This window comes from Amycolatopsis sp. WAC 01375 (assembly GCF_003947325.1).
In the GTDB taxonomy this organism is placed as follows: domain Bacteria; phylum Actinomycetota; class Actinomycetes; order Mycobacteriales; family Pseudonocardiaceae; genus Amycolatopsis.
Map to the genome: position 1 here is coordinate 180542 of NZ_QHHW01000027.1, position 24977 is coordinate 205518.

A 24977-nucleotide genomic window follows, 5' to 3' on the forward strand; every position below is an offset into this window, starting at 1 on the left:
GTGACAGCGGTCAGGCTCGCCAGCGTTCCAGCACGGCTTCGATGGCGGAGTGGATGCGGTCGCGGGCGGTCTGCCGTTCCACGCCTGCCATGAGGAGGTCGTCGTACTCGGTGTCCAGGTGCCGGATCGAGGCGACGACGGCGAGGAACACCGCTCGTTCGGCCAGTTCCCGGCCGGCGGCGGAGCGGCCCACCCGGCCGCTGCCGCGCTGGCCTGCGTGTTCGGCGATGGCGCGCGCTCGTTCCGGCGGGCAGCAGGGGAACATCTCCGTGATCGCGGTGTGGAACCGGGCGGTGAACTCGACGTCTTCCTCGGCGCGCCGCTCACGATCCCGTCCGCGGCGTCGTTCCCGGACGTCCTCGTCCGCGAGGCACTGTTCTTCGGCGGCGCGCAACGCCGCGTCTTCGACCAGGAGCCCTTGCCGCTCACTCCGCTTCCTCGACCGGTTGAAACGGACGACGACGGCGGAAAGCCGGCTCGCCTTCTTGGCCCGGCGGGTCAGCGCGGTGTCCCCCGAGGGCAGGAAGACCAGGTGACCGAGGTCGGCGCAGTCGAGGCAGAGCGGCTTCTCGTTCTCCATGAACAGCAGGTCGCCGGTGCCGCCGCAGTCGGCGCACGTCCAGTCCTTCAGCGCCACGGAGACGACGAGATCCGGCGCCTTCTGTTGGCGGGCGAGGACTTGCGCACGTTTCGCTTCGGACAGTCCCGGCATGAGCCACTGCGTCCGGAACAGCGGTTCGAGGCCGGCCAGTTCGCCCGAAGTCACCCGGAGGACAGCTCGGTCGCGGGTCGCGCCGACATGCTCGATCTCGGAGCTTTCGAGGGCCTTTTCCTTCGCCCATCCTTGAAGTGCGCCGAGGGCGAAGTTCAGTTTCTCCGCGCTCACCGGCAAGGCCGTGGACAGATCGGGGATCCGTCCCTGCTGCCAGCTTTTGAGCACGTTCTCCGGCAGCCAGCCGATGCCGCTCAGGATGTCGAGCGCGGTCACCGATTTCCGTTTGGACAGCAGTTTCTCCGCCGTCTCCACGACGCGCTGTTCCAGTTTCGCCTCACCTTGCATCGCCGGGAATCCTAGCGATCAGGCGGTCTCGGTCCGCGCGCGGTAGGCCCGGATCTTGGCGCGGTTGCCGCAGCGTTCCATCGAGCACCAGCGGCGGTTGCCCGAGCGCGAGGTGTCGAAGAACAGCAGGTGGCAGTCGTCCGCGGAACATTCGCGGACCCGGCCGGACCGTTCGCCCGCGACGAGTCCGATGGCGTCGCGGGCGACGGCGCCGAGGAGTTGCTTCCCGGTGACGGGTGGCGCCCAGGCGAGCCGCCGGGTCCTCGGGTCGACGAGAGGCCTCGGGGTCGCCTCGGTCGCGCTGTTCAGCAAGGCGAGGTCTTCGTCCGACGGCGTTTCGCCACGGGCGAGGGCGGGCGCGACGCGGTAGAGCGTGTCGCGGAGTTCCTTGAGCGCGGCGAGTTCGGCGGGCTTGATCCGGACGTCGGTCAGGGGAGCGGTCAGTGCCAGCCGGGAGCCGGTGAACCACTCGGCCAGATCGGACGGAGTATGCGCGCTCTCGTAGCGCTCGTACGGGCCGGGACCGCCGGTCAGCATGAGTTCGAGGCTGAGGCTGCCCGGATCGAACCGATAGCGCTCACCCTGGGCGCTGACGAGCAGTCTTGTTCCCGGAGTCATGTAACCACTATAGTCGGTTTCGGAAACCAGGTAAGATGGTTACGGCGGAGGCGTGATGATCGGGAAGACGAAGGACGCGGGCTGGGAGATCGGCGTGTCCAAGACGATGGCGTATCCGCTGGCGCAGGTTTGGGAGTACCTCTCGGGTCCGGGCCTCGCGGCCTGGCTGGGCGACGTGCGGCTGGGGTCGGAGAAGGGTGCGCCGTACGAGACGGCGGAGGGCACTGTCGGTGAGGTTCGCGGCTACCGCGAGCAGGAGAAGATCCGCCTCACCTGGCGGCCGAAGGACTGGGACCACGAGAGCACGGTCCAGGTGGGGCTCCGTCCGGCGGGGCCGGACAAGACGGTCGTGGTCTTCCATCAGGAGCGGCTCGCCGGGCCGGAAGAACGCGCCGCTCAGCGTGAGCACTGGCAGGCCGTGATGAAGCTCGTCGCCGACGGCCTCGCCGGCTGATCAGGCCAGCGCTCGCCGTGCCTGCTCGGCCAGTGCGTCGGTGATCCGTTCGGCGCTCAGGCCGAGTTCGCCTGTTTGGTGGAGGAACACGTCCGCGGCCAGCGGTGCCAGCAGGATGTCGGCGAGCGCGTCGGGATCCTTCGCGTTCGCCTCCTCGGCGAGGAGACGGACGTGCGTGCGCCACAGCCGGTACGGCCCGCTGGTGAACCGCGAATGCCCGACCTCGGTGCCGAGGACGAGATGCGCGTGCCGCGCGAGCAGTCCGATCATCGCCGCGTAGAACGCGGCCAGCCGCTCGGCGGGCGGCGCGCCGGGGCCCAGCGGGGGAGGGCCGGTGAGCAGTCGCTCCTGGAGTTCCCGCTCGTGTTCGTCCAGCAGGGCGACGGCGATCGCCGAGCGGTCCGGATAGCGGCGGTACAGCGTCGCCCGGCCGACTCCGGCCGCTTTGGCGATGTCCTCCATGGTGACGTCCGAGGCCGGACGTGCGGCGAAGAGCTCTTCGGCGGCCTTCAGGATCTTCGCGCGGTTGCGGGCGGCGTCCGAGCGTTCCCGTCCCGAGTTGTCCGCGAGCAGGTCTTCCGTCGGCATGTCCGCAGCCTAGGGAATATCCGGACACGGCGTCCACTTGTACCCGTCGAAGCAAGTGGACGCCGTGTCCACTTCCTGGTCCGGGAGGCCCCGATGAGCCACCTTCTCCACCTCGACTCCAGTGCCCGCAGCGCGTCGTTCTCCCGCGAGCTGAGTGCTCGTTTCGCCGAGACCTGGCTTGCCGCGAACCCGGGCGCCGGCTACACCTATCGCGACGTGGCCGCCGATCCGGTGCCGCCGATCGGCCAGGCCTGGACCGAGATCTGTGACGCGCTCCTCCGGAACGGGATCACCGATCCGGACGGCTACGCCTCGGTGGTGAAGACACCGGAGCAGCGCGAGGCCTGGGCGATCATCGAGCCGCTCCTGGCCGAACTGCTCGCCGCCGACGTCGTGCTGATCGGGGCGCCGATGTACAACTTCTCGGTCCCCGCGACGCTCAAACTGTGGATCGACCAGGTGACGTTCCCGAAGATGTCCTTGGCGGGCAAGGCTTTCGTGGTCGCGGGAGCGCGTGGTGGCACGTACCTGCCCGGCACTCCGCGGGAGCCGGTCGACCATCACGAGCGCTACCTGCGTGACTTCTTCGCCGGTCACTACGACGTCCGCGACGTCACGTTCCTGCATTCCGAACTCACGAACGCTCTCGTCGACCCGCGGCTGAGCCCGCGTGATCCTGACCGGATCGCGTCGCGGGAACAGGCGCTCCTTGGCGCCGAAAAGCTGGCCTCGGCCGGAAGGGAAGCTTGATGGGCTGGGGAATCCTGCTCCTGGCCGGAGTCGTCGAGGTCGCCTGGTCGCAGAGCATCAAGCCGACGGAGAACTTCACCCGGTTCTGGCCGACCGTGCTGTGCTTCGTGCTCGGCGTCGCCGCGGTCTACCTGCTGTCGAAGGCGATGGACTCGCTCCCGGTGGGGACCGCGTACGCCGTGTTCACCGGCATCGGCGCGGTGGGCGCGATCGTGTTCGGCATCGTGATCCACAAGGACCCGCTCAGCTTCGGGCGGTTCGCGGCGATGGCGCTGATCGTCGGAGGGGTGGTGCTGGCGAAGGTGGCGGAGTGACCTCGGGAAGGGGACTTTCTCGCCGGGAAGTCCCCTTCCCAGCGGGTCAGGCCAGCTTCTCCCACAGGAATTCGAGCATCAGCGCCCATTTGAACGCCAGTTGCTCGTTGTCGGCCGCCGCGCCGTGACCGCCCTCGATGTTCTCGTGGTACCGCACGTCGTGTCCCTGCTCCCGCATCCGCGCGACCATCTTGCGCGCGTGGGCGGGATGCACCCGGTCGTCCCGGGTGGACGTGACGAACAGGACCGGCGGGTACTCGCCTTCGCCGCGCACGTTCTGGTACGGCGAGTACTTCCCGATGAAGTCCCATTCCGCCGGGTCGTCGGGGTCGCCGTACTCGGCCATCCACGACGCGCCCGCGAGGAGTTTGTGATAGCGCTTCATGTCCAGCAGCGGCACTTGGCTCACGATCGCGCCGAACAGCCGCGGGTAGCGCGTCAGCATGACGCCCATCAGCAGCCCGCCGTTGCTGCCGCCCTGGATGCCGAGGCGGGCAGGCTCGCTGATGCCGCGTTCGACGAGGTCGGCGGCGACGGCCGAAAAGTCTTCGTAGACCTTGTACCGCTTGGCTTTGGTCACCGAGGTGTGCCAGTCCGGCCCGTACTCGCCGCCGCCTCGGATGTTCGCGACGACGTAGGTGCCGCCGCGCGAGAGCCAGCCGCGGCCGATGACACCGCTGTAGCCGGGGGTCAGCGAGACCTCGAAGCCGCCGTAGCCGGTCAGCAGCGTCGGGCCGCCTTCAGCGCCGGAGGGGCGTACGACGAAGTACGGGATCTTCGTGCCGTCTTCGGAGGTCGCGAAGTACTGCGAGACCGTCATGCCCTCGCTGTCGAAGAACGAGGGGGCGCGCTTGAGGACCTCGACCTCGCCACCGACGTGCCCGTAGTTCAGTGTCGACGGCTGGGTGTAGCCGCTGGAGTCGAGCAGGTATTCGTCGCTGACGTCGGGGTCCGTGCCGGTGATCTGCGCGGTGCCCAGTTCCGGGGCGCCGGCGAGCGGCTGCGAGCTCCAGCCGTCGGACGGCGTGAGCACGCGCAGTTCCGTCCGGACGTCGGACAGCGTCGAGAGCAACAGGTGGTTGTGCGTCCAGGCCCAGTACTCCAGCGACGTGTGCGCGTCCGGGGTGAAAAGGGTTGTGAAGGTGCGCTCACCCGCCATGAACGCGTCGAACCCGGAGGCGAGCAGGGTGCCGGAGGGGTACGTCGTGCCCTCGACGGTCCAGTCCGAGCGAAGCCGGATCAGCAGCCACTCGCGGTGTGAAGACGTCTGCGCGTCTTCGGGGACCTCGATGCGTTCGAGCCCGCCAGGCGTCCGGAGATACCTTTCCGTGCGGTAGAAGTCGATCGAGCGGTAGACGAAGTCGCGTTCCCAGCCCTCGGTCGGGTCGTGGTGGGCGGACACCGAGACGTCGTCGGGCTTGCCCTCGAAGACCACCGTCGCCTCTTCGAGCGGGGTGCCGCGCCGCCATTCCTTCGCCAGCCTCGGATAGCCCGAACTGGTCAGCGTCCCGGTCCCGAAGTCGGTGCCGATGTAGACGCGGTCGCGGTCGATCCAGCCGATCCGGGTCTTGGCCTCGGGCACGAAGAACCCGTCTTCGACGAAGCGTCGCTCGGCGAGGTCGAACTCGCGGACCACGGTCGCGTCGGCGCCGCCCCGCGACAGTTCGACCAGCGCGCGCTGGTAACCCGGCCGGAGGACGGCCGCGCCCTGCCACACCCAGTTCTCGCCGTCGGCCTCGGCCAGCGCGTCGACGTCGAGCAGGAGCTCCCACTCCGGCGTGTCGAGCCGGTACTGCTCCAGGGTGGTGCGGCGCCACAGGCCGCGGGGGTTGGCCGAGTCCTGCCAGAAGTTGTACAGGTATTCGCCGCGGCGCCGGATGTAGGGAATCCGGTCGTCGGCGTCGAGGACCTCGCGGACCTCGTCACGGATCCCGGCGAACCGTTCGCCGCCCGCCAGTTCCTCCAGAGCTTCGGCGTTGCGGGCTCGCACCCAGTCCAGCGCTTCTTCGCCGGTCACGTCTTCCAGCCACAGGTACGGGTCCTCGTCACTCATGCTGACAGTCTCGCCGGGTGTTCCGTCCCGGCGCCACCAGGTGTGGCATTCCGTATGCTGTGGGCTCGCACGTTTGGGGGACACCATGACCGGCACCGACGAGGTACCCAGACCGTTCGCGCCCTCGCCGGGTCGTCCCGAAAGCCCCCGCAACACGGGGGCCGCCGTGGTCGGTCTGCTCATCGTCGCCGCCCTGACCACCACCGGGATGGCGATGGCGGGCGGGCCGCGGAAGATCGACGGCCAGGCCTTCCCGGTGTCCGGCCAGTACACCTCGGAAGGCGCCAAGGCTCCGGCAGGGAACGCGAAACCCGCGCCCAAGGAGGTGCGGGAACTGGAGACGAACCCGCTGCTGGCCGACGGTGTCGCGCTCGGCGCGGTCACCTGCCGCCTGCCCGGGATCAGCCGCGAGCCCGCGAAGCTGGAGACCTATTACAAGACATTCGTGACGTGCTTGGCCGAAGCCTGGAAACCCGCCTTGGACCAGGCGAACGAGCCCGCGCTGACGGTGACCGTGCAGGTGACGCTGCCCGAGACCAGCGCCTGCGGGAAGGCGCCGGGCGAGAACGAGGCCGTCGCCTACTACTGCGGCGGCGACACCACGATCTACGCGCCGACCGAGTGGATGCTGGGCGACGCGGGCCTCGAACGGTCCCGTCACCTCGCGACGATGGCCCACGAGTACGGGCACCACGTCCAGCGGTCCAGCGGGATCCTGTCGGCGGCCGCGGAGAAGATGTCGTCGCCGGAGGAGAACGCGCCCGCGGACAAGGAACTGGTCCGCCGCATCGAACTGCAGGCGAACTGCTTCGGCGCGCTCGCCCTCGCGGCGGCCGCCGGACGCGGTTCGATCAGCAGGTCGCTGGCCAACGCGGCCCTCGACGACTACGGCCGCGCCGACGACAGCGACACCCACGGCAGCCGCCGTAACCAGCTGAAATGGGCGAAGGCAGGCTTCTCCGGGAAGACGACGTCGGCGTGCAACACCTGGGCGGCCCCGGCCTCGGACGTCAAATGACCGACGACGTGATGGCGGAGATCAACACCGGCCTCCAGCTGCACATCTCCGGTGATCGCGTCGGCGCGCGCGAGAGGTTCGCGGCGCTGTGGGAGCGGATCGGCGAGGACGGCGACCCGCTGCACCGGTGCGCGCTCGCGCACTACATGGCCGACGTCTGCGACGACCCTGCCGACGAACTCGCCTGGGATCTCCGCGCGCTCGCGGCGGCCGATTCGCTCACCGACGAACGCGCCAAGGAGTACCACGCGACGCTGGCCGTGCGCGGTTTCTACCCGTCGCTGCACCTGAACCTCGCCGAGGACTACCGCAAACTCGGTGATCACGAGTCCGCGAAGGCCCAGTGGGAGCTCGGACGGGGCACCCTCGGCGCGCTCGGCGACGACCCGTACGGCGCCGGGATCGTCCAGGCCTACGCCGCGCTCGCGACCAGATTGGGGATGGAACCGGACTCTCCGGACTTTCGCGCAGGGCGGTGAGGCCATAACCTGGAGTGACTCAGGTCACCCATCCGGGAGGAGCGCGTATGCGGATTTCCGATCTGTTGCGGAACAAGGGGGCGGCCGTCGCGACCGTCTCGCCGGAGACGAACGTAACCGAACTGCTCGAGAGACTCGCGGAGCACAACGTCGGCGCCCTCGTGGTCGTCGACGCCGAGGGCGGGATCGTCGGCATCGTCTCCGAACGGGACGTGGTGCGGCGGCTCAACGAGCGCGGACCCCAGCTGCTCGACGGATCGGTCGCCGCGATCATGACGAAGATGGTCGCCAGCTGCACTCCCGAGGACTCGGTCGATCAGCTGTCCGTCCTGATGACCGAACGCCGCATCCGGCACGTCCCGGTCGTGGTGGACGGCAGGCTGGCGGGGATCGTGAGCATCGGCGACGTCGTGAAGACCCGGATGGAACAGCTGGAGAAGAGTCAGGAACAGCTGGAGGCGTACATCTCGCAGGGCTGAGCCGGGCTTGCCAAGCGCAATGAAGGGGCCTTTCATAGCAAAATTTGCTATGAAAGGCCCCTTCATTGCAGCGGGGACGGCTACTCTCGCCACCCCGACAGCTCGACACCCTTCGCGACGTCCACCCGGTACCCGAGCGTCACGACACCCTTCGCGCCCGGAGCGAGCGTCAGCCGCCAGGTGAACTCGCCCAGTTCGGTCCGCTCCACCGGCTCCGGCACGGTGCGCACGTCGCGGACGGTGATCGCGTCGTCCCGGGAGACCGGTGCCTGGTCCAGCACGGTCACGACGGCTTCGCGCGGGCTGTGGTTGACGATCGTCGTGGTGTAGGCGGCCTCCCGTTTCCGGGCGCCGGACAGCGTCGCCTTGCTCGCCGAGCGGTGCGCGAGTTCCCGGTCGACCCGGATCCGGTCGTCCACGCCGAGGGCGAGTTCGAGTTCCTCACCCGGCGCCCAGACGTCCAGCCGTGTGGTGCCGACGAACTCCGTCTCGTGGAAAACCGACGCCTTCCCAGGCCGCAGCGTGTGCTCCGAGGTGTTGACCACGGCCGCCCGCAGGTACGCCTCGCCTGACACCGCCGGAGCGGTGACATAACCCAGTTTCGCCGTCAGCTCCAGCTGCGCGAGCGTCGTGCGGTGACCCTGCGCTCCCGACGGCACCGCCACCGGACGTCCCGGCCGGTAGGTGACCGCGGTGGTGCCCTGTTCGACGGACGCGGTCCGCATCGCCATCGGCGGCGCCGCGGGGGCGGCCATGCCCACCGACTCCGGGATCCCACCGCCCGCGGGCGAGGCACTGCCGTACGCGGCGCGCGCCATCAACGGCTGGACCGGCCGGACGCGGTCGAGGAACCACGGTTCGAGTTCCGGTACCTCCACCGTGTTCGCCGGCCGCGCGGTGGACAGGGCCAGCTCGCATTCCGGCCAGTCCTCCCCGGTGTGCTGGGTGATCCGCCCGTACCAGGTCACCGAGACGTCTTCACCGCGGACGCGGACGTCGTAGCCGGGCTCCCAGCTCGCGTTCGCGACCACATAGGACAGTTCGAGGCCGATCTCCGCGCCGTCCTCCTGGCTCTCGACTTCGACCGTGACCGTCGCACTGTCCACTTCGGACATGCCTTGTTTCGCCTCGATCTCCCGGTCCAGCGCCTTGAGGTCGTCACGGAGCCGGGCGAGGCGGATGCCGAGTTCGCGGCGCTTCCCCAGTGCCTCGGCGAGTTGCGCGCCGAGCGCCTCGGTGACTTCGGCGACCCGGGGCGGCTCCGCCGTACCCGCCGCGAGCGCCTTCGCGAAACTGCCGCCACTTCGCTTCGCCACCCCGGTCAGCAGATCGACCTTCGTGGTCTCCGCGGCGACAGCGTCCGCGACCTCGTCCACCACCGCTTGATCGGCCCGCCGTCGCTCGGTCAGCGCGCGCAGGGAAACGTCCGCGGGGGCGGGATGACGCTCGACGGCGACGTCGACCCCGGCGATGACCGCCGGACCGGTCCCGGTGACACGGACCGAATCGGTGTCCAGGTTCCACGGCAGGCCCGCGAAAGCGAAGCGCGTTTCCCCGTCCAGGCCCGCCGAAGCCCGCCTCGTGATCCGGGCGTGGTGCGGGTAGACGGTGACGGCGACGATCGGTGCTTCCAGGGTGCTCGGCATGCCCCCGACGTTAGTCTCTTGACACCCGTTCGGGTGGCCGGAAACCTCAGCTGCGTCTTGCCCGCCCGCCCTTGGGGGTCACGTGAGAGTCGCCAGACTCGCCGCCTTGTTCACCGCCGTCCTGGTTCTTCCGGCGACCGCGCTGCCTGCCCAAGCCGACGCGCCACCGGCGCCGGTCTTCTCCGATGGCCAGGCGCAACCGGTGTTCGACCCGGCCGACGTCATCCGGGAGAACGTCTGGGTCACCGCGCCGGTCGACAGCGACGGCGACGGCAAGGACGACCTCGTGCACGCGGAGGTGGTGCGGCCCCGTGCGACACAGCAGGGCATCAAGGTCCCGGTCGTCTACCAGGCCAGCCCGTATTACGCGGGCGGAAACGACGTCGCGAACCACAACGTCGACGTCGAGCTGTACGTGCCCGGCGCGAAGCGGCCCGCCGCGGGCCCGCGGATCGCGACCAAGACCGTCGGCCCGAACCCGGCGCCGATCGGCTGGCGGTACCAGGACTACTTCACCGCCCGCGGTTTCGCCGTGGTGTACGGGGAGTCGCTCGGCAGCGGCCAGTCCACCGGCTGCCCGAGCACCGGCGACGTCAACGAGACCATCGGCGCGAAGTCCATTGTGGACTGGCTGAACGGCCGTGCGACGGCCCGTGACGCGGCGGGCAAGGCCGCCGTCGCGGACTGGAGCACCGGCAAGACCGGCATGATGGGCGTCTCCTACAACGGGACGCTGCCCAACGCCGTGGCCAGCACGGGCGTCGAAGGGCTGGAGACGATCGTCCCGATCGCGGCGATCTCCAGCTGGTACGACTACTACCGCAACGACGGCGCCGTCGTCGCGGCCGGCGGTTTCCAGGGCGAGGACGCGGACGTGCTCGCGGATTACGTCTACACCCGCCAGGATCGCGCCGTCTGCCGCCCGCTGATCGACAGCATCGCGGTCGACCAGGACCGGGTGACCGGTGACTACAGCCGCTTCTGGGACGTGCGCAACTACCGCAACGACGTGAACAAGGTGCGCGCTTCGGTGCTCGTGGTGCACGGCTTAGGCGACTGGAACGTCAAGACCGACCAGGGCACCCGCTGGTACGAAATGCTCAAGCGGCACGGGGTCGAGCACAAGATCTGGCTGCACCAGGCCGGGCACGCCGACCCGTACAGCCTTCGCCGCGACGTCTGGCTCGCCACCCTGAACAAGTGGATGTCGCACTACCTCTACGACGTGGACAACGGCATCGAGCGCGAGCCGAAGGCCACCATCCAGCGTGAGGACAAGACGTGGGTGGACGAGCCGGAGTGGCCGCTGCCCGGCACCCAGGACGTGAAGCTCTACCCGTGGCCCGGTGGTTCCTCGAAGGGCAAGCTCGACACGCGCAACCCCGTTCCGGGCAAGGCCGCGGTCGAGACGCTGGCGGACGACGCGAGCAAGACCATCGAGCAGCTCGCCGCCGCGACGTCGTCGGGCAACCGGCTGCTCTACGCGACCACTGCGGCGAAGCAGCCCGTGCGTCTCTCCGGAACTGTGAAGACCGACCTGTCGCTGTCCTTCGACAAGCCGGCCGCGAACGTGACCGCGGTGCTCCTCGACCGCGCTCCGGACGGGACGGCGAAGGTGATCACCCGGGGCTGGACCGACCCGCAGAACCGGCGCGACCCCGCCCGCACCGAGCCGATCACCCCTGGTGAGAACTACAAGGTCGAGGTCGAGCTGGTCGCGAAGGACTACCTGCTCGCTGCCGGGCACAAGATCGAGTTCCTGGTGGCCTCCAGCGACCACGACTACACGCTCCGGCCCAAGCCCGGCGCCGGTGTCTCGGTCGAGCTGAACCGGACCTCGCTGGTGCTGCCGGTGGCGGGGGGCAAGCCCGCGCTGCGAGCCGCTTTCGGCTGAGCGAGCCCACTTCCGTGAAGGCCTCCTTCCTTACCCTGAGGGTAGGGAAGGAGGCCTTCACTACGTCATCGATGTGCCGTGGTGACGCCGCGATGGAGGGCCGGCGGGACGTGGCATCCGGCGTTCCGGGTGGAAAACACCCACCCGACCTCGGGCTTGTACGGAAAATGTATTTCTCCCGGCTTTGCTTCGGCCTGTCCGGCTTCCCCACCTGATGGAGGTCTCCATGTCCAGGTTGCGCCGTTTCGCAGTGCTCGCCGCGGCCGCCGTTCTGCCCGCGCTCGGCCTGACCCTCGCCGGTACGACGCAGGCGTCGGCCGCCCCGAACTTCCAGGTCCCCTTCAAATGCGGTGTCACGGTCACGGCGGCGACGTTCAGCGGGCACAGCCCGGCGAACTCGGTCGACTTCCAGAAGTCGGGGATCACCGGGATGCCGGTGCTGGCGTCGGCGGGCGGCACCATCACCAGGGTCGCCAACGAAGGCAGCACGAGCTACGGGCGCTGGGTCGAGATCGACCACGGTGGCGGCTGGCGGACCCGGTACGCCCACCTGTCGACCCAGTCCGTCTCGGTCGGCCAGGCCGTCAGCGTCGGCAAGCAGATCGGCACGGCCGGGGCGACCGGCGGGGTGACCGGTCCGCACCTGCACTTCGAACAGCGGCTCAACGGGGTGGCGCAGAAGGCGGTGCTGCACGGGGTCGCGGTGCCGTACTACGGCCACACCAACTTCACCAGCAAGAACTCGTGCGGCGGCAACCCGTACGACGCCACCGAGGTGTGCGGCAGCGGATTCTCGGTCGTCGATTCGCAAGGGCTCGCGAACAGCGCGGGAACGGCGTACCTGCTCTACAACGCCTCTACCAAGGCCAACTGCGTCACCACGTTGAAGGCGGTTTCCCTCGGCACCGCGTCGCCGGTGTCGGCGTTCCTCGAAGTCCAGGGGTCCGCTCGCGTGACCGACTCCGGCAGCTTCACCTACTACGCCGGACCGGTGAAGAAGACGGCCGCCTCGACCTGCGTCAAGTGGGGCGGCTCGGTCGGGTCGAACGCCTACGAGAGCCCGTTCGAACACTGCGGCTGACCCCGCGGGGCCGGGCACTGTAGACCACCCCACCGACAGGATCGGCGTCCCCGCGACCCCGTCCCGCGGCGGTTGTCCACAACGGCCCCGGCTGTCCACAGATGTGTCCCGCCCCCACCCAGCGGCCCCATTCCCGCCGCAGGGTGGGGGCATGACCACATCCACCCCGACCGGCAGTACCACGGTCGATCTGACGGATCCGGCGGACCTGCTCGCCGCGATCCCGTACCTCCTCGGCTTCCATCCCGAGGATTCCGTCGTCGTCTTCGGCCTGCGCGGCCCGGGACGCAAGCAACAAGGCCTCGTCATGCGCGTGGACCTGCCACCCCCGGGCCTGGAACACGACCAGGCGCGTGACCTGGCGATCAGGCTCGCCGTGACCCGCCACACCGGTGCCACCGTGGCGGTGGTCGGCGGTGGCACCTTGAACAAGGCGGGCCGGCCACCGCGACGCCGGTTCATCCGGCGCCTGGAAGCTTCGCTGGCCGAGTACGACATCTCGCTGAAGCATTCGGTGTGGGCTCCGCGTATCGCCGCCGACGTGCGGTGGGGCTGTTACCGGGACAGAACCTGTGGCGGTCGCCTGCCGGATCCGCGCGACTCGGTGGCCGCCGCGGTCGTCACCGGTGCCGGGCAGATCACGCACGCGAGCCGGGAAGAAGTCGAGCGCCTCTTCGACCCCGTCGCGCCGGAGACACTCGCCAGACGTGCCGATCTCCTCACGAGAATGGCCGATCCGCCATGGCGAGGCGGAGATCTCGTCGGGGCGGGAGTCGGCGAGGTGAACGCCGCGCTCGCCCGCGCCGACGACGGCGACCTCACGATCACCGACGACCAGGCCGTCCGGCTGGCCTGGGCCCTTTCCCTGGTCGAGGTCCGGGGCGCCTGCATGCTCACCGCCGCCCCCGCGGAGTCACCCCTAGCCCGCACGGCGGAGGAGCTCTGGCTCACGCTGGCCCGGGAACTCCCGGCGCCGGAAGCCGCCGAGGCGCTGGCGCTGAAGGCGCACGCCGCCTACGTCCGCGGCGACCTGGCGACCGCCGGGATCGCCCTGGTCAGGGCCGGCGAAACCGACCCCGAACACGGGCTGACGAAGTTGCTGACCAGGGCTCTGCACGCGATGGTGCAGCCGTCCGAAGTGGCCAGAGTGGTCCTGCGACAGCGGGACGACGGAACTCCCGAGATCCGCCTCAGGCGGTCTGGCGGGACCGGGTGAACGCCCAGGCGTCGGCCACGATGCCGTCGAGGTCGGTGCGCTCGGGCTTCCAGCCGAGTTCGTCGTTCGCCCGCTCGCTGGAGGCCACCAGCACCGACGGGTCGCCCGCCCGGCGCGGCGCGACCGCGGCGGGGATCTCGTGACCGGTGGTGCGGCGGCACGCCTCGATCACCTCGAGCACGGAGAAACCGGTGCCGCTGCCGAGGTTGTAGACGCGGTGCTCGCCGTCGGCCGCATGGCGCAGGGCCAGCAGGTGCGCGTCGGCGAGGTCGACCACGTGGATGTAGTCGCGGATGGCGGTGCCGTCGGCGGTCGGGTAGTCGTCACCGAAGATCTGGATCCGCTCGCGGTCCCCGGTGGCGACCTGGAGCACGAGGGGGATCAGATGGGTTTCGGTGGCGTGCCGCTCGCCGAAGGAGCCGTAGGCGCCGGCGACGTTGAAGTAGCGCAGGCTGACGGCGGCGATGCCGTGGGCGCGCGAGAACGACGTGATCGCGTGGTCGATGGCCAGCTTCGTCGCGCCGTAGGTGTTGGTCGGCCGCGTCGGCGCCGTCTCCGGGATGGGGGAGGACTCCGGTTCGCCGTAGGTGGCCGCGGTGGAGGAGAACACCAGCCGCTTCGTGCCGTGGTCGCGCATCGCTTCCAGCAGGCGAAGCGAGGTCAGGACGTTGCCTTCCCAGTACTTCGCCGGATCCGTCATCGACTCGCCGACCAGCGACTTGGCGGCGAAGTGGAGGACACCGTCGAAGCCGTCGCCGAGAAGGCGCTGAGCGACCTCGGCGGCGTCGCCCTCGACGAAGGTGGCGTCCGGGTGCACCGCGTCGGCGTGCCCGGTGGAGAGGTCGTCGACCACGGTGACGTCGTGCCCGGCCTCGATGAGGCGGGCCGCGCAGACACTGCCCACATAACCGGCTCCGCCCGTCACCATCAGCTTCAGGGTCTTGGTCGGTTCGTCGGTCACGTTCGCGCCTTTCTGCTGCGGATGCGGTCGCGGCCCAGTGTCCTCGCCCCCGGCGACGAGGTTCGCCCGGGGGTACGGGTGTGCTCGACGAAATCCGGCCTCACCGTGTTCCGCCTTCAAGCATGCGAATCACGCCGAAGCGGCCTTCCCGGGGCCGACCCCGGGCTAGAGCTCGTCGCGGCCGGCGCCGCGCGACGGCACCGCGGTGAACAGCCTGGGGTGGCGCAGATCCGCCGCTTCGTACGCGGCCTTCACCGCCCGGCCCACCGAGTCCACATCGGACTCGCGGACCAGTGCGATCGCCGAGCCGCCGAAGCCGCCGCCGGTCATCCGCGCGCCGAGCGCCCCGGCTTCACGGGCCGAATCGACGGCGAGGTCGAGTTCCCGGGTGGAGATCCGGTAGTCGTCGCGCATGCTGACGTGCGAGGCGTCCAGCTGAGGACCGATCTCGGTGATCCGGCCCGCCCGCAAGAGCTCCACGGTGTCGAGGACGCGCTGGTTCTCCGTCACCACGTGGCGCACCAGCGGCACGAGTTCGGACGGCAGCTTGTCGAGGGCGGCGTCCAGCCCGTCCACGTCGATGTCCCTGAGGGCCTTCACCTCGAGCAGTTCCGCGGCGCGCTCGCAGCCCCGCCGGCGTTCGCCGTAGCCGCCCTCGGCGTGCGAGTGCTTCGTGCGGGTGTCCATGATCAGGATTCGGACGCCGGATTCCTCCAGCGGGAACGGCACCTGCTCCATCTCACCGGAGCGGACGTCGAGGAACAGCACGTTCGATTCGGTGCAGCACAGGGAAGCGGTCTGGTCGAGCAGACCGGTCGGCGCACCGACGAAGTCGTTCTCCGAACGTTGCACCCAGCGGGCCACCTCGTGCAGGCTCGGCGAACCCGCGCCTGCCCCGGGAGTGATGCCCGCCAGCCCCAGGAGGGCGAGCGCCACCGCGCATTCGAGCGCGTGGGAGGAGGACAGGCCCGCCCCCGAGGGCACGTCCCCCGCGATCGCCACGTCCGCGCCGCCGCCGAGGCCCTGGTCACGCAGCACCCACGCGACTCCCGCCGGGTACGCGGCCCACCCGTCGACCGAGCCGGGCCGCAGATCGGCGATCGTGAGCGGGCCGGATTCCTGAACCCTGCCGTCCGAGCCGAGGGTGGCCACGGTCAGCACGCCGTCCTCGCGCGGGGCCGCCGCGGCGGCGAGCCGGTGCGGGAGGGCGAAGGGCAGCACGAAACCGTCGTTGTAGTCGGTGTGCTCACCGATCAGGTTCACCCGGCCGGGTGCGGACCAGACGCCCGCCGGAGCCCGGCCGTGGAGGGCCTGGAAGGTCTCCGCGGCGTCGGACGCGGCGCTCACCTGGCCTGCGCCAGCACGGCGTGCAGCGCCGACACGGGAACCTGCGCGGTGTTGTCCCCGCCGGTGACCTCTATGGTCCCGCCGGGTGCCGCCTTGCCGACCTTGACCCGGCTGCCGGGCACGATGCCGACGGATTTGAGCTCCGTCATCAGCGCCTCGTCCAGCTGCACGTGCTCGGCGATACGGCGGATCTCGACCTCGCCGCCACCCATGCGGGCGAACTCGTCGAGCCGCACCAGGTCGGCCTCGGCGGGCGGGGCGGGATCACCGTCGCCGAGCTTGTCCAGCCCCGGGATCGGGTTGCCGTAGGGCGACGTGGTGGGGTGGTCGAGCAGCTTGACCAGCTTGCGCTCGACGGCCTCGCTCATCACGTGTTCCCAGCGGCAGGCCTCGTTGTGGACGTGCTCCCACTCCAGGCCGATGACATCGACCAGGAGGCGCTCGGCCAGGCGATGCTTGCGCATGACCGCGATGGCGAGCTCGCGACCGTGTTCGGTCAGCTGCAGGTGCCTGTCGTCCGCGACCACGACCAGTCCGTCGCGCTCCATCCTGGCGACGGTCTGGCTCACGGTCGGGCCGCTCTGCTGCAGCCGCTCCGCGATCCGGGCCCGCAGCGGGACGACACCTTCTTCTTCGAGCTCGTAGATCGTACGCAAGTACATCTCTGTGGTGTCGATGAGATCGTTCACGCTGTCCCCTTCGTCCGCGTTGCTCATCGTAGTCGCTGGCACCGACAGCGACGCAGGCGTGGGGAGAACAAGCGCCGAGGCGGGAAAAGTCCCCCCAAGCTGGGCGTGGAGCCGTGAGGCACGGAAAGATGGTCGTATGCGCCCCATGATCACCACCGGCGAACTAGCCGCGCAGCTCTCCGGGCCGGAACCGGCACGTTCCGTGATCCTCGACGTCCGCTGGCGGCTCGCCGGCCCGCCCGGTGCCGATTCCTACCGTGAGGCGCATCTCCCGGGCGCGGTGTACGTCGACCTCGACACGGCGCTCGCCGGGGAGCCGGGTGACGGCGGCCGCCATCCGCTGCCGGAACCGGCGACACTGCAACGGCACCTGCGGGCGGCCGGGGTCCGCGCCGGGCACCCGGTCGTGGTCTACGACGACTCCGACGGTTCGGTCGCGGCCAGGGCGTGGTGGCTGCTGCGCTGGGCCGGGCACACCGAGGTCGCCGTGCTCGACGGCGGGTTCGCCGCCTGGGCCGAGGAAGAGCGCCCGCTCACCGGCGAGGTCCCCTCGCCCGCGGGGGGCGACATCGTCGTGAAGCCCGGTGGCATGCCGGTGCTCGACGCCGACGAGGCCGCCGCCCTCGCCAGGGACGGGCTGCTCTTCGACGCGCGGGCGAGGCCGAGGTACGCGGGGGAGACCGAGCCGATCGACCCGCGCGCCGGGCACATCCCCGGCGCGGTCAACGCGCCCTTCTCCGGGCATCTCGCGGAGGACGGCCGCTGGCGTGACGCCTCGGAACTGGCCGAGCGGTTCGAAGGTCTCGGCGTGGCCCCGGAGAACCCGGTCGGTGTCTACTGTGGATCGGGGGTCACCGCCTCGTCCGTCGTGCTCGCGCTCGAGGTCGCCGGTCACCCGGAGCCCGCGGCGCTGTACGCGGGTTCGTGGTCGCATTGGTCACGCGATCCGGAGCGTCCGGTGGCCACCGGCGATCTGCCCGGCTGACCCGCGGGCGGGTCCGGAACGACGCGTGAGCCGCGTCAGGGCACTAGAGTTCCGACCATGCGAGCACCGGCCGTCGTATGGGACTCCTCGCTGCTGGGTTACGACCTCGGCGGCGAGCATCCGTTCAACCCGGTCCGGCTCGAACTGACCATCCGGCTCGCCACCGAACTCGGCGTGCTCGACGGGGTCGACCTGCTCGTCCCCGGCCCGGCGGGCGAAGACGAGCTCCGCCGGGTGCACCTCGGCGAGTACATCGAGGCCGTCCGGCAGGCGCCGATGACCGGAGCCGATTTCGCGCACGGGCTCGGTACCGAGGACAACCCGGTGTTCACCGGTATGCACGAGGCTTCCGCGCTCGTCGTCGGCTCGACGCTGCTGGCGGCGCGCAAGATCGCCGAGGGCGAGGCCACCAGGGCGGTGAACATCGCGGGCGGCCTGCATCACGCGATGCCCGGCAAGGCGTCGGGTTTCTGCGTCTACAACGACTGTTCGGTGGCGATCTCGTGGCTGCTGGACCACGGATTCGACCGCATCGCCTACGTCGACACCGATGTCCACCACGGCGACGGCGTACAGGAGGCGTTCTACGACGACCCCCGGGTGCTGACCGTTTCCCTGCACCAGCATCCGTTCACGTTGTGGCCTGGCACGGGCTACTCGGCGGAGATCGGCAAGGGCGGGGCCGAGGGCACCGCGGTCAACCTGCCGCTGCCGCCGGGCACCCGCGACGGCGGCTGGCTGCGGGCGTTCGAGGCGGTGGTGCCGTCGCTGCTGGAACAGTTCCGGCCGCAGATCCTCGTCACCCAATGCGGCGTCGACTCCCACGAAGAAGACCCGCTGGCGGACCTCTCGCTCTCCGTGGACGGCCATCGCGCCATCTACCGGCGGCTGCGTGAACTGTCCGAAGCGCACGCGGGCGGCCGCTGGCTCGCCGTGGGCGGCGGTGGCTACCAGCTGATCCGGGTGGTGCCGCGGTCCTGGACCCATCTGCTCGCCACCGTGCTCGACCGCGACGTCGATCCGGCGACGGCCCTGCCGCCGAACTGGGTCGCGTCGATCTCCAGGGCGGCGCCGAAAGCCGAGATCCCGCCCGGCATGTCCGACGATCGCGACACCGCGTACGTCCCGTGGGGGGACGGGGCGGACGAGCCGGTCGACATCGCCATCCGCGACACCCGCCGGGCGATCTTCCCGCTGCACGGCCTCGATCCGGACGATCCGAGGGACTGACATGGCCAGTGAGGACACCAAACGCGACCCCTACGACTTCCCGAGGGAGTGGGAGGCCGACGTCCTGCTCTCCGACGGCGGCACCGTGCACCTGCGCCCGGTGATCCCGAGTGACGCCGACGGGCTCGTCGCCTTCCACGGGCGGTTGTCCGAACGCACCCGGTACTTCCGGTACTTCGGCGCCTATCCGCGGATCCCGCAGCGGGACCTCGAACGGTTCTCCGTCGTCGACCACCACGACCGGGTCGCCTTCGTCGCGCTTCTGGGCGACGACATCGTCGCGGTCGGCCGCTACGAACGGCTCGAACACGGACCGTCGGCCGAGGTCGCGTTCGTCGTCGACGACGCCCATCAGGGCCGCGGGCTCGGGTCGATCCTCCTGGAGCATCTGGCCGCCGCCGCCAAGGAATGCGGGCTTCGCCGCTTCGTCGCCGAAGTGCTCGCCGAGAACGCGGCGATGGTCCGCGTGTTCCGCGACGCGGGCTACCAGGTCAGCCGCGAGATCGAAGAAGGTGTGCTGCACCTGGAGTTCGACATCGACCCGACCGAGGAGTCGCTCGCGGTCGCCCGCTCCCGTGAGCAGGCCGCCGAGGCGCGCAGCGTGCACAACCTGCTGCATCCGAAGTCGGTCGCGGTGATCGGCGCGTCCACCGATCCGACGAAGATCGGCTACGTCGCCCTCACGAACCTGCTCAGCGCCGACTTCGCCGGCACGGTCTACCCGGTCAACCCGGAGCACAAGTCCGTCCGCGGCGTGCGTGCCTATCCGTCCGTCGTGGACATTCCCGAGGACGTCGACCTCGCGGTGGTCGCCGTGCCCGCCGAGGCCGTCGAGTCCGTTTTGGACGGTGCGCTGGCCAAGGGGGTCAAGACCCTCCTGATCGTCTCGGGCGGGTTCGCCGAGGCCGGTCCGCACGGGCTGCACGCCGAACTGAGACTGGTCGGGGAGGCCAGGGCGCACGGTATGCGGGTCGTCGGCCCGAACGCGCTGGGCGTGCTCAACACCGACTCCGCGGTCCGGCTCAACGCCACCCTCGCGCCCCGCCTGCCCGCGCGCGGCCGCACCGGGTTCTTCTGCCAGTCCGGCGCGCTGGGCACCGCCATCCTCGCCGACGCGGAAGCGCGCGGTCTCGGGCTTTCGACGTTCGTCTCGGCGGGGAACCGGGCCGACGTCTCCGGCAACGACCTGCTCCAGTACTGGGAGACCGATCCGGCGACCGACCTCGTCCTGCTGTACCTGGAATCGTTCGGCAACCCGCGCAAGTTCGCCCGGCTCGCGCGGCGGTTGGCGCGGACGAAGCCGGTGGTGGCGGTGAAATCCGGCAGGCACGCCGTCCGCCCGCAGCTCGCCGCGACTTCGGCGGAGGTCGACGAGTCCAGTGTCCAGGCCCTGTTCGAGCAGGCTGGCGTCGTCCGCGTCGACACGCTCGCGCAACTCTTCGATACCGCGCTGGTCTTCGCGCATCAGCCGTTGCCCGCCGGGCCGCGGGTCGCCATCGTGGGCAACTCCAGCGCCATCGGGCTGCTCGCCGCCGACACCGCCCGGGCGCACGGGCTCCGGCTGGCCGTCGATCCGGTCGACGTCGGACCGCAGGCGAGCCCGGAGGAATTCGCCGACGCCGTGCGCGAAGCACTCAACTCGCCGGAGACCGACGCGCTCGTCGTGGTCTTCGTGCCGCCGCTCGCGATCCCGGGTACGGCCTACGCCCGCGCGCTGCGGGAGGCCGTCGTCGAGCTGGACAAGAACAAGCCGATCGTGTCGACCTTCCTCGCCGTCGAGGGGGTGCCGGACGAGCTGGCCGTGTTGTCCGACGACGGCGTGCCGACGCGAGGTTCGGTTCCGTCGTACCCCAGTCCCGAACGGGCGGTGAACGCGCTCGCGCGGGTCGTGCGCTACGCCGCCTGGCGGCAGCGGCCGCAGGGCAATCTGGTGCGCCCCGCGGGCCTGCACGCCGAGCAGGCGCAGGTGATCGTCTCCGAACTGCTGGCGGGCGAGGAAGGCAAGACGACGCTGCTGTCCGACGACGACGTGGTCCGGTTCCTGGGCTGCTACGGCATCGACGTCGTCCCGTTCCGGGTCGCCTCGTCCGCGGACGAGGCGGTGAAGGCGGCTGAGGAGCTGGGCTTCCCGGTCACCCTCAAGGCCGTCGACGAACGGCTGCGCGGCAGGCCGGACCTCGCGGGTGTGCGGCTCGATCTGTCCTCTGTGGACGGAGTGCGCCGGGCGTACGCCGATCTGCGCGAGATCTCCCATGACGACGAGGTCTACGTCCAGCGGATGGCGCCCAAGGGCATTTCGTGTGTGGTCGGGCTGCAGGACGATCCGTCGTTCGGCACGCTCGTGTCGTTCGGTCTCTCCGGGCTGGTCAGCACGCTGCTGGGGGACAGGGCCTACCGCGCGGTCCCGCTCACCGACGTCGACGCCGCCACGTTGCTGCGTGAGCCGCGGACGTCACCGCTGCTCACCGGGTACCGCGGCGACGAACCGGCGGATCTGGCCGCGCTCCAGGACATCGTGCTGCGTGTCGCGGCGCTCGCGGAGGACAACCCCGAGGTCCGTTCGATGACGCTCGACCCGATCCTGGCCTCGCCCGGCGGCGCGTTCGTCGCCAACGCCCGCATCGTGCTTGGCCCGCCGCCTTCCCGTCCCGACACCGGGCCGCGACGGCTGCGGCCGATCAACGCCCCTACTTGAGCGCGGGCAGCACGATGCTGAGGACGCTCGCCGCCAGCGGCGCGAGGATCCCGAACGCCGCCGTGACGGTCTTGCCCACCGTGGTGTCGGTGCCGAGAACCTGCGTCAGCCGGGCGCGTCCGGCGAGCCAGTCCTCGCCGGGCCGCGCGTCGGGCGGCAGCGGGTAGATCTCGTCGACCAGCCGCAGGCACCGGGTCTTCCACGCGAGGAACACCGGGACGTAGAGCAGGAGCGAGATCGCGGTGAACAACGCGCCGTAGAGCAGCACGCTTTCCGGTGGGAACGCCTCTTTCGGGGTGCCTGTCGCGAGGAACGCCCGGCGCTGGGCCCCGGCGTCGATGACCGCCGTGGACACGATGAGCGCCAGCACCGCGAGACAGGCACCGTTGGCGCGCTTGCATTCGAGGAGTTCGCCGAGCACGTCGACGGCCTGCTCCCTGGTCTCGCCGTCGAACACCCGCGAGATCCGGCGGAGGCGTGTGTGGTTGAGCCACAGGCCCAGCACCGCGGGCGCCGCCGCGATCAGGCCGAGGGCGAGCAGGGTCCGCGACACCCCGATCGCCGTCGTGGGTTTGAGTTCGCCGATCGGCGAACCGGCCTTCCACTGGAAAGCGAAAAGGATCGCCGCGAAGATCCCGTACGCCAGCGCCGGTTTCCAGACCGCGACCCCGGCAAGGCGACGCCAGGCCGTGAGGTGGATCGAATGCGCGAACAGGAAGGCGAACAACACCACCGACGCCCCGATGAGTATCGACCACACACCGAACCCGCCGGTGTCGGCCAGCGCCCGGTTGCCTCGCGAGCCGAGCACCGCCCGGGTCAGCAGGCCGAGTCCGGCGAAGGCGCCGAGCGCGAGCACGCTGATCACGAGCGGCCAGAGCCAATGCTTCCTCAGGCGCGTCACGCCGTCAGTCTGCCGGGAACGGCGCCGGTCAGGAATCCCACTCTTGGGGCGAGCGGGCGCCGAGGTCCGCGTCGTGGCGAGCGAACGCCGCGATGTCTCCCCGGATGGTGTTGTGGAACGCGACGATCCGCCCGTCGTGGATGAGCTTCGTCTGGACCGCCTGCGCCTCCCCGGCCATGGGACCGGCGGGGATGGACAGTTTGGTCGCGGTGTGTACGAGGTCGAACCCGCCGCCGAGCGGGCGGCTCGACACCTGCCGGATCTCCAGCGTGCTGCCCCGGTAGATGGTGTCGAAGATGTTCTGGCTCTCGCGCGCGATCGTCGCCCGCCCGCGCTGGATCCGGCCGACGACGTCGACGAAGTCCGCGTCCTCGGCGAAGTTCGCGGCCCACGCCTCGCCGTCGCCCGCGTTCCAGGCGCGTTCCAGCGCGGTGATGATCTCCTCGGTGGTCATCGCTATCCTCTCTTGTAACAGCGATCCATAAGTTAGAACAACGTTCCAACTTTCGAGGAGCATACATGCCCGCGGACCTTCCCGGCATCGTCCGGTTGCGCGACCGTCGTGAGGCTCTGACGCTGCGCACGATCCTGACGGCGGCCCGCGGGCTGTTCGCCGAACGCGGGTACGCGCGGACGCCGATCCGCCTCATCGCCCAGGAAGCCGGGGTGTCCCCGCAGACCATCTACGCCCACTTCGGCTCGAAAGCCGGTGTTCTCGGCGGCCTCGTCGACCTCCTCGACGACGAGGCCGGGATTCCCGACCTCGTCGCCGAGGCGGGGCGGACCGAGGACCCGGTCGCGCTGCTCGGCCTGCTGGCCACGGTCGCGCGGCAGGTTCGGGAGCGCTGTGGCGACATCGTCACGATGCTGGGTTCCGGCGCGGCCGTGGACCCGGACATCGCCGCGACACAGGCGGAAGGCGCCCGGCGCAACCGGCTCGGTGTCGAGCTGGTCATCGACCGGGTCCGGACCGGCGGCCGCGCCGTGGTGCCCAGGGCCGCGGACATCGCCGTGGCCCTGATGAGCGCAGACGTCCACGCCAGCCTCGTCACCGAGGCTGGGTGGAGTCACGACGACTACGAAGCCTGGCTCAAGGACACACTGGTCGTGTCGCTGCTCCGGTGACGCAGGTTCTTGCTGAAGAACGCCGAGAGCCACGCGCGTTGCGCGGCGACACTCCGCGCCGGGTCGACGGTGCCGATGAACGCGGCCGGGGCGTAGCCCAGCTGTGGCAACAAGGTCTGGTAGTCGGTGAAGCTGAAGTGCTCGCCGTCCGGCAACCGCGACTCGCCGGTCCAGCCGCGCTGGTTGCGGAGGAACTCTTGCCAGGACGCGTCCGACGCGGCGCTGTGGTCACCCGCGCTCATCAGCAGGAACGGCCGGTCCAGCCCCTCGTCGGCGACGCGGCCGAAGATCCGCTGCGACTGCGAATGGGCCATGCTGCCGTCCAGGTTCGCCCCGGCGACGACGCGCCGATCGGTCACCATCGTCTCGCCCGCGGTGAACCCGCCGGCGGAGTGGCCGAACATGCCGACCCGGGTCAGGTGGAGTGAGTCGAGGACGAAGCGGGTGTCCTGGACGCGGGTCTCGATCAGGCGCTTCGACACCTCGATGCTCGACGGCGGCAAGGCCTTCTTCGCGACGCGGCCATCGGGGAACTCGACGGCCTCGGCCTCGTGGGTGTGGTCGATGGCCACCACGACGTAACCCTCGCTCGCGAGCTGTTCCATCTGCGTGGTGCCGTGCGAACGCGACAAGGTGCCCCCGGGCGAATACAGCACGACAGGCCGTTTGCCGCCGACCGCGGGGGCACCGGTCCGGGAGTGGGTGGGGAAGCGGTAGTCGAGCCGATCCGCGGCGATGCCCAGCTTGACGGCGTCGCCCTCGGCCACCACCTTCGCGACACCCGGCGCCATGTACGGCGCTTTCGGTCCCGTCGGCAGGGCCGGGTACCGCACGGTGACCATCAATTCCCGCGTCACGCCCGGAACCCACGGGTCCTGGCGGGAGTGGTCGACCAAGTGAAGATCGGTGATGCCGACCGCGTACGGGCCTGTCGGCACGGGAAGGCTCAAGCGGACGGGTGCCGCCGACGCGGACGGCGTGAGGAGGACGGCGGGCAGGGCGAGCGCGGTGGCGAGTACGCCGATCCGGCGCGTGATTCGTTCCATGGCACCGAACGTAGGGAGTTGGCCGGTCCCGGGACATCGGGAAGATCACCGGTGCCGACCCTGGGATCGGCCCCGGGTCTCCTCGATCGCACCTCGAGTGCCGCTTGTGGCAATTGCCGGTTCCGGAAGCTTCGTTCGCTGTAGAACCGGCGAGCACCTTGTTACGTTCGGTGATGGCGCGTGCACGCCCGCACCGAAGGAAATCCGACGAGAGGTGAGTGCCATGAAGGAATACGAGACCCCCATGCTGATCGAGGCCGGCGAGTTCGAAGAGGTCACCGGCCTGCTGCAGTCGTCGGGCAACGACCGGCTGATCCTCAGCAAGAACTGAACGCGCTGACCGTC

General features: G+C 70.2%; 25 protein-coding genes. 14 read left to right on the forward strand and 11 right to left on the reverse strand.

From position 1 onward, the window contains the following. Positions 1 to 10 precede the first annotated feature (10 nt). Entirely contained in the window at positions 11 to 1060 is a 1050-nt protein-coding gene (locus tag DL991_RS17520) for a DUF2293 domain-containing protein (protein ID WP_125785382.1), read from the reverse strand. Positions 1061 to 1078: 18 nt separating this feature from the next. Then, the gene (locus DL991_RS17525) at positions 1079 to 1678 is read right to left on the reverse strand and encodes an ABATE domain-containing protein (RefSeq protein ID WP_125785383.1); all 600 of its coding nucleotides are present in this window, start codon (positions 1676 to 1678) and stop codon (positions 1079 to 1081) included. A 55-nt stretch (positions 1679 to 1733) separates the two neighbouring features. On the opposite strand from DL991_RS17525, the gene DL991_RS17530 reads away from it, so the two are divergent. Further along, a complete protein-coding gene (locus tag DL991_RS17530; RefSeq protein ID WP_125785384.1) occupies positions 1734 to 2132 on the forward strand; it encodes an SRPBCC domain-containing protein in 399 nt (132 codons plus the stop codon). Here DL991_RS17530 and DL991_RS17535 read toward each other — a convergent pair whose 3' ends face one another. Further along, positions 2133 to 2720 (reverse strand): TetR/AcrR family transcriptional regulator, encoded by a 588-nt coding sequence (locus DL991_RS17535; protein ID WP_125785385.1) that lies wholly within the window; start codon positions 2718 to 2720, stop codon positions 2133 to 2135. A 93-nt stretch (positions 2721 to 2813) separates the two neighbouring features. On the opposite strand from DL991_RS17535, the gene DL991_RS17540 reads away from it, so the two are divergent. Together DL991_RS17540 and DL991_RS17545 are read left to right on the forward strand one after the other, a co-directional pair. After that, positions 2814 to 3470, forward strand: coding sequence for an FMN-dependent NADH-azoreductase (locus tag DL991_RS17540; protein WP_125785386.1), 657 nt, complete (start codon positions 2814 to 2816; stop codon positions 3468 to 3470). Next, the gene (locus DL991_RS17545; protein ID WP_125785387.1) at positions 3470 to 3784 is read left to right on the forward strand and encodes a multidrug efflux SMR transporter; all 315 of its coding nucleotides are present in this window, start codon (positions 3470 to 3472) and stop codon (positions 3782 to 3784) included. Before DL991_RS17540 ends, DL991_RS17545 begins: the two co-directional genes overlap by 1 nt. A 46-nt stretch (positions 3785 to 3830) precedes the next feature. Here the strand turns inward: DL991_RS17545 and DL991_RS17550 are convergent, their stop codons facing one another. Further along, entirely contained in the window at positions 3831 to 5837 is a 2007-nt protein-coding gene (locus DL991_RS17550; protein WP_125785388.1) for a prolyl oligopeptidase family protein, read from the reverse strand. Between the two features lie 85 nt (positions 5838 to 5922). On the opposite strand from DL991_RS17550, the gene DL991_RS17555 reads away from it, so the two are divergent. From DL991_RS17555 to DL991_RS17565, 3 genes are read left to right on the forward strand one after another with little or no spacing between them, the layout of a single operon-like run. Further along, positions 5923 to 6855 carry a neutral zinc metallopeptidase gene (locus DL991_RS17555; protein ID WP_125785389.1) on the forward strand — a complete coding sequence of 311 codons (933 nt, stop codon included), beginning with the start codon at positions 5923 to 5925 and terminating at the stop codon, positions 6853 to 6855. Further along, the gene (locus tag DL991_RS17560) at positions 6852 to 7334 is read left to right on the forward strand and encodes a hypothetical protein (protein ID WP_125785390.1); all 483 of its coding nucleotides are present in this window, start codon (positions 6852 to 6854) and stop codon (positions 7332 to 7334) included. Before DL991_RS17555 ends, DL991_RS17560 begins: the two co-directional genes overlap by 4 nt. Before the next feature lie 47 nt (positions 7335 to 7381). Further along, positions 7382 to 7813 (forward strand): CBS domain-containing protein, encoded by a 432-nt coding sequence (locus DL991_RS17565; protein ID WP_125785391.1) that lies wholly within the window; start codon positions 7382 to 7384, stop codon positions 7811 to 7813. 80 nt (positions 7814 to 7893) lie between these two features. On the opposite strand, the gene DL991_RS17570 is transcribed toward DL991_RS17565, so the two are convergent. Next, the gene (locus DL991_RS17570) at positions 7894 to 9459 is read right to left on the reverse strand and encodes a DUF4139 domain-containing protein (protein WP_125785392.1); all 1566 of its coding nucleotides are present in this window, start codon (positions 9457 to 9459) and stop codon (positions 7894 to 7896) included. Between the two features lie 82 nt (positions 9460 to 9541). Here DL991_RS17570 and DL991_RS17575 point away from each other — a divergent pair, with 82 nt between their 5' ends. From DL991_RS17575 to DL991_RS17585, 3 genes are all read left to right on the forward strand, one after another. Beyond that, positions 9542 to 11353, forward strand: coding sequence for a Xaa-Pro dipeptidyl-peptidase (locus tag DL991_RS17575; protein WP_125785393.1), 1812 nt, complete (start codon positions 9542 to 9544; stop codon positions 11351 to 11353). Positions 11354 to 11579: 226 nt separating this feature from the next. Then, positions 11580 to 12434 carry a M23 family metallopeptidase gene (locus DL991_RS17580; protein ID WP_125785394.1) on the forward strand — a complete coding sequence of 285 codons (855 nt, stop codon included), beginning with the start codon at positions 11580 to 11582 and terminating at the stop codon, positions 12432 to 12434. Positions 12435 to 12585: 151 nt separating this feature from the next. Beyond that, complete coding sequence (locus DL991_RS17585; RefSeq protein ID WP_125785395.1) at positions 12586 to 13650, forward strand: DUF4192 domain-containing protein; 1065 nt, start codon at positions 12586 to 12588, stop codon at positions 13648 to 13650. Here DL991_RS17585 and galE read toward each other — a convergent pair. From galE to DL991_RS17600, 3 genes are all read right to left on the reverse strand, one after another. Continuing rightward, complete coding sequence (gene galE / locus DL991_RS17590) at positions 13625 to 14578, reverse strand: UDP-glucose 4-epimerase GalE (RefSeq protein ID WP_125785518.1); 954 nt, start codon at positions 14576 to 14578, stop codon at positions 13625 to 13627. The two genes, DL991_RS17585 and galE, sit on opposite strands and share 26 nt — an antisense overlap. A gap of 198 nt (positions 14579 to 14776) precedes the next feature. After that, positions 14777 to 15958 (reverse strand): galactokinase, encoded by a 1182-nt coding sequence (galK, locus tag DL991_RS17595; RefSeq protein ID WP_125785396.1) that lies wholly within the window; start codon positions 15956 to 15958, stop codon positions 14777 to 14779. Further along, a complete protein-coding gene (locus DL991_RS17600) occupies positions 15955 to 16674 on the reverse strand; it encodes a metal-dependent transcriptional regulator (RefSeq protein ID WP_125785397.1) in 720 nt (239 codons plus the stop codon). Before DL991_RS17600 ends, galK begins: the two co-directional genes overlap by 4 nt. A 109-nt stretch (positions 16675 to 16783) precedes the next feature. Here DL991_RS17600 and DL991_RS17605 point away from each other — a divergent pair, with 109 nt between their 5' ends. Genes DL991_RS17605 through DL991_RS17615 form a run of 3 tightly spaced genes read left to right on the forward strand, consistent with a single transcriptional unit; the run spans position 16784 to position 21557 of the window. Further along, positions 16784 to 17632, forward strand: a complete 849-nt coding sequence (locus tag DL991_RS17605) for a sulfurtransferase (RefSeq protein ID WP_125785398.1) — start codon at positions 16784 to 16786, stop codon at positions 17630 to 17632. 57 nt (positions 17633 to 17689) lie between these two features. Continuing rightward, entirely contained in the window at positions 17690 to 18862 is a 1173-nt protein-coding gene (locus DL991_RS17610) for an acetoin utilization protein AcuC (RefSeq protein ID WP_125785399.1), read from the forward strand. 1 nt (position 18863) lies between these two features. Next, positions 18864 to 21557, forward strand: a complete 2694-nt coding sequence (locus DL991_RS17615; protein ID WP_125785400.1) for a bifunctional GNAT family N-acetyltransferase/acetate--CoA ligase family protein — start codon at positions 18864 to 18866, stop codon at positions 21555 to 21557. On the opposite strand, the gene DL991_RS17620 is transcribed toward DL991_RS17615, so the two are convergent. Continuing rightward, the gene (locus DL991_RS17620; RefSeq protein WP_125785401.1) at positions 21550 to 22461 is read right to left on the reverse strand and encodes a hypothetical protein; all 912 of its coding nucleotides are present in this window, start codon (positions 22459 to 22461) and stop codon (positions 21550 to 21552) included. The two genes, DL991_RS17615 and DL991_RS17620, sit on opposite strands and share 8 nt — an antisense overlap. Positions 22462 to 22489: 28 nt before the next feature. After that, positions 22490 to 22915 (reverse strand): SgcJ/EcaC family oxidoreductase, encoded by a 426-nt coding sequence (locus tag DL991_RS17625; RefSeq protein WP_125785402.1) that lies wholly within the window; start codon positions 22913 to 22915, stop codon positions 22490 to 22492. A 65-nt stretch (positions 22916 to 22980) separates the two neighbouring features. Here DL991_RS17625 and DL991_RS17630 point away from each other — a divergent pair, with 65 nt between their 5' ends. Further along, positions 22981 to 23586 carry a TetR/AcrR family transcriptional regulator gene (locus DL991_RS17630; RefSeq protein WP_125785403.1) on the forward strand — a complete coding sequence of 202 codons (606 nt, stop codon included), beginning with the start codon at positions 22981 to 22983 and terminating at the stop codon, positions 23584 to 23586. Here DL991_RS17630 and DL991_RS17635 read toward each other — a convergent pair. Further along, the gene (locus DL991_RS17635; protein WP_125785404.1) at positions 23538 to 24632 is read right to left on the reverse strand and encodes an alpha/beta hydrolase; all 1095 of its coding nucleotides are present in this window, start codon (positions 24630 to 24632) and stop codon (positions 23538 to 23540) included. The two genes, DL991_RS17630 and DL991_RS17635, sit on opposite strands and share 49 nt — an antisense overlap. A gap of 223 nt (positions 24633 to 24855) precedes the next feature. Here DL991_RS17635 and DL991_RS17640 point away from each other — a divergent pair, with 223 nt between their 5' ends. After that, a complete protein-coding gene (locus tag DL991_RS17640) occupies positions 24856 to 24963 on the forward strand; it encodes a keywimysin-related RiPP (protein ID WP_125785405.1) in 108 nt (35 codons plus the stop codon). Positions 24964 to 24977: the final 14 nt, after the last annotated feature.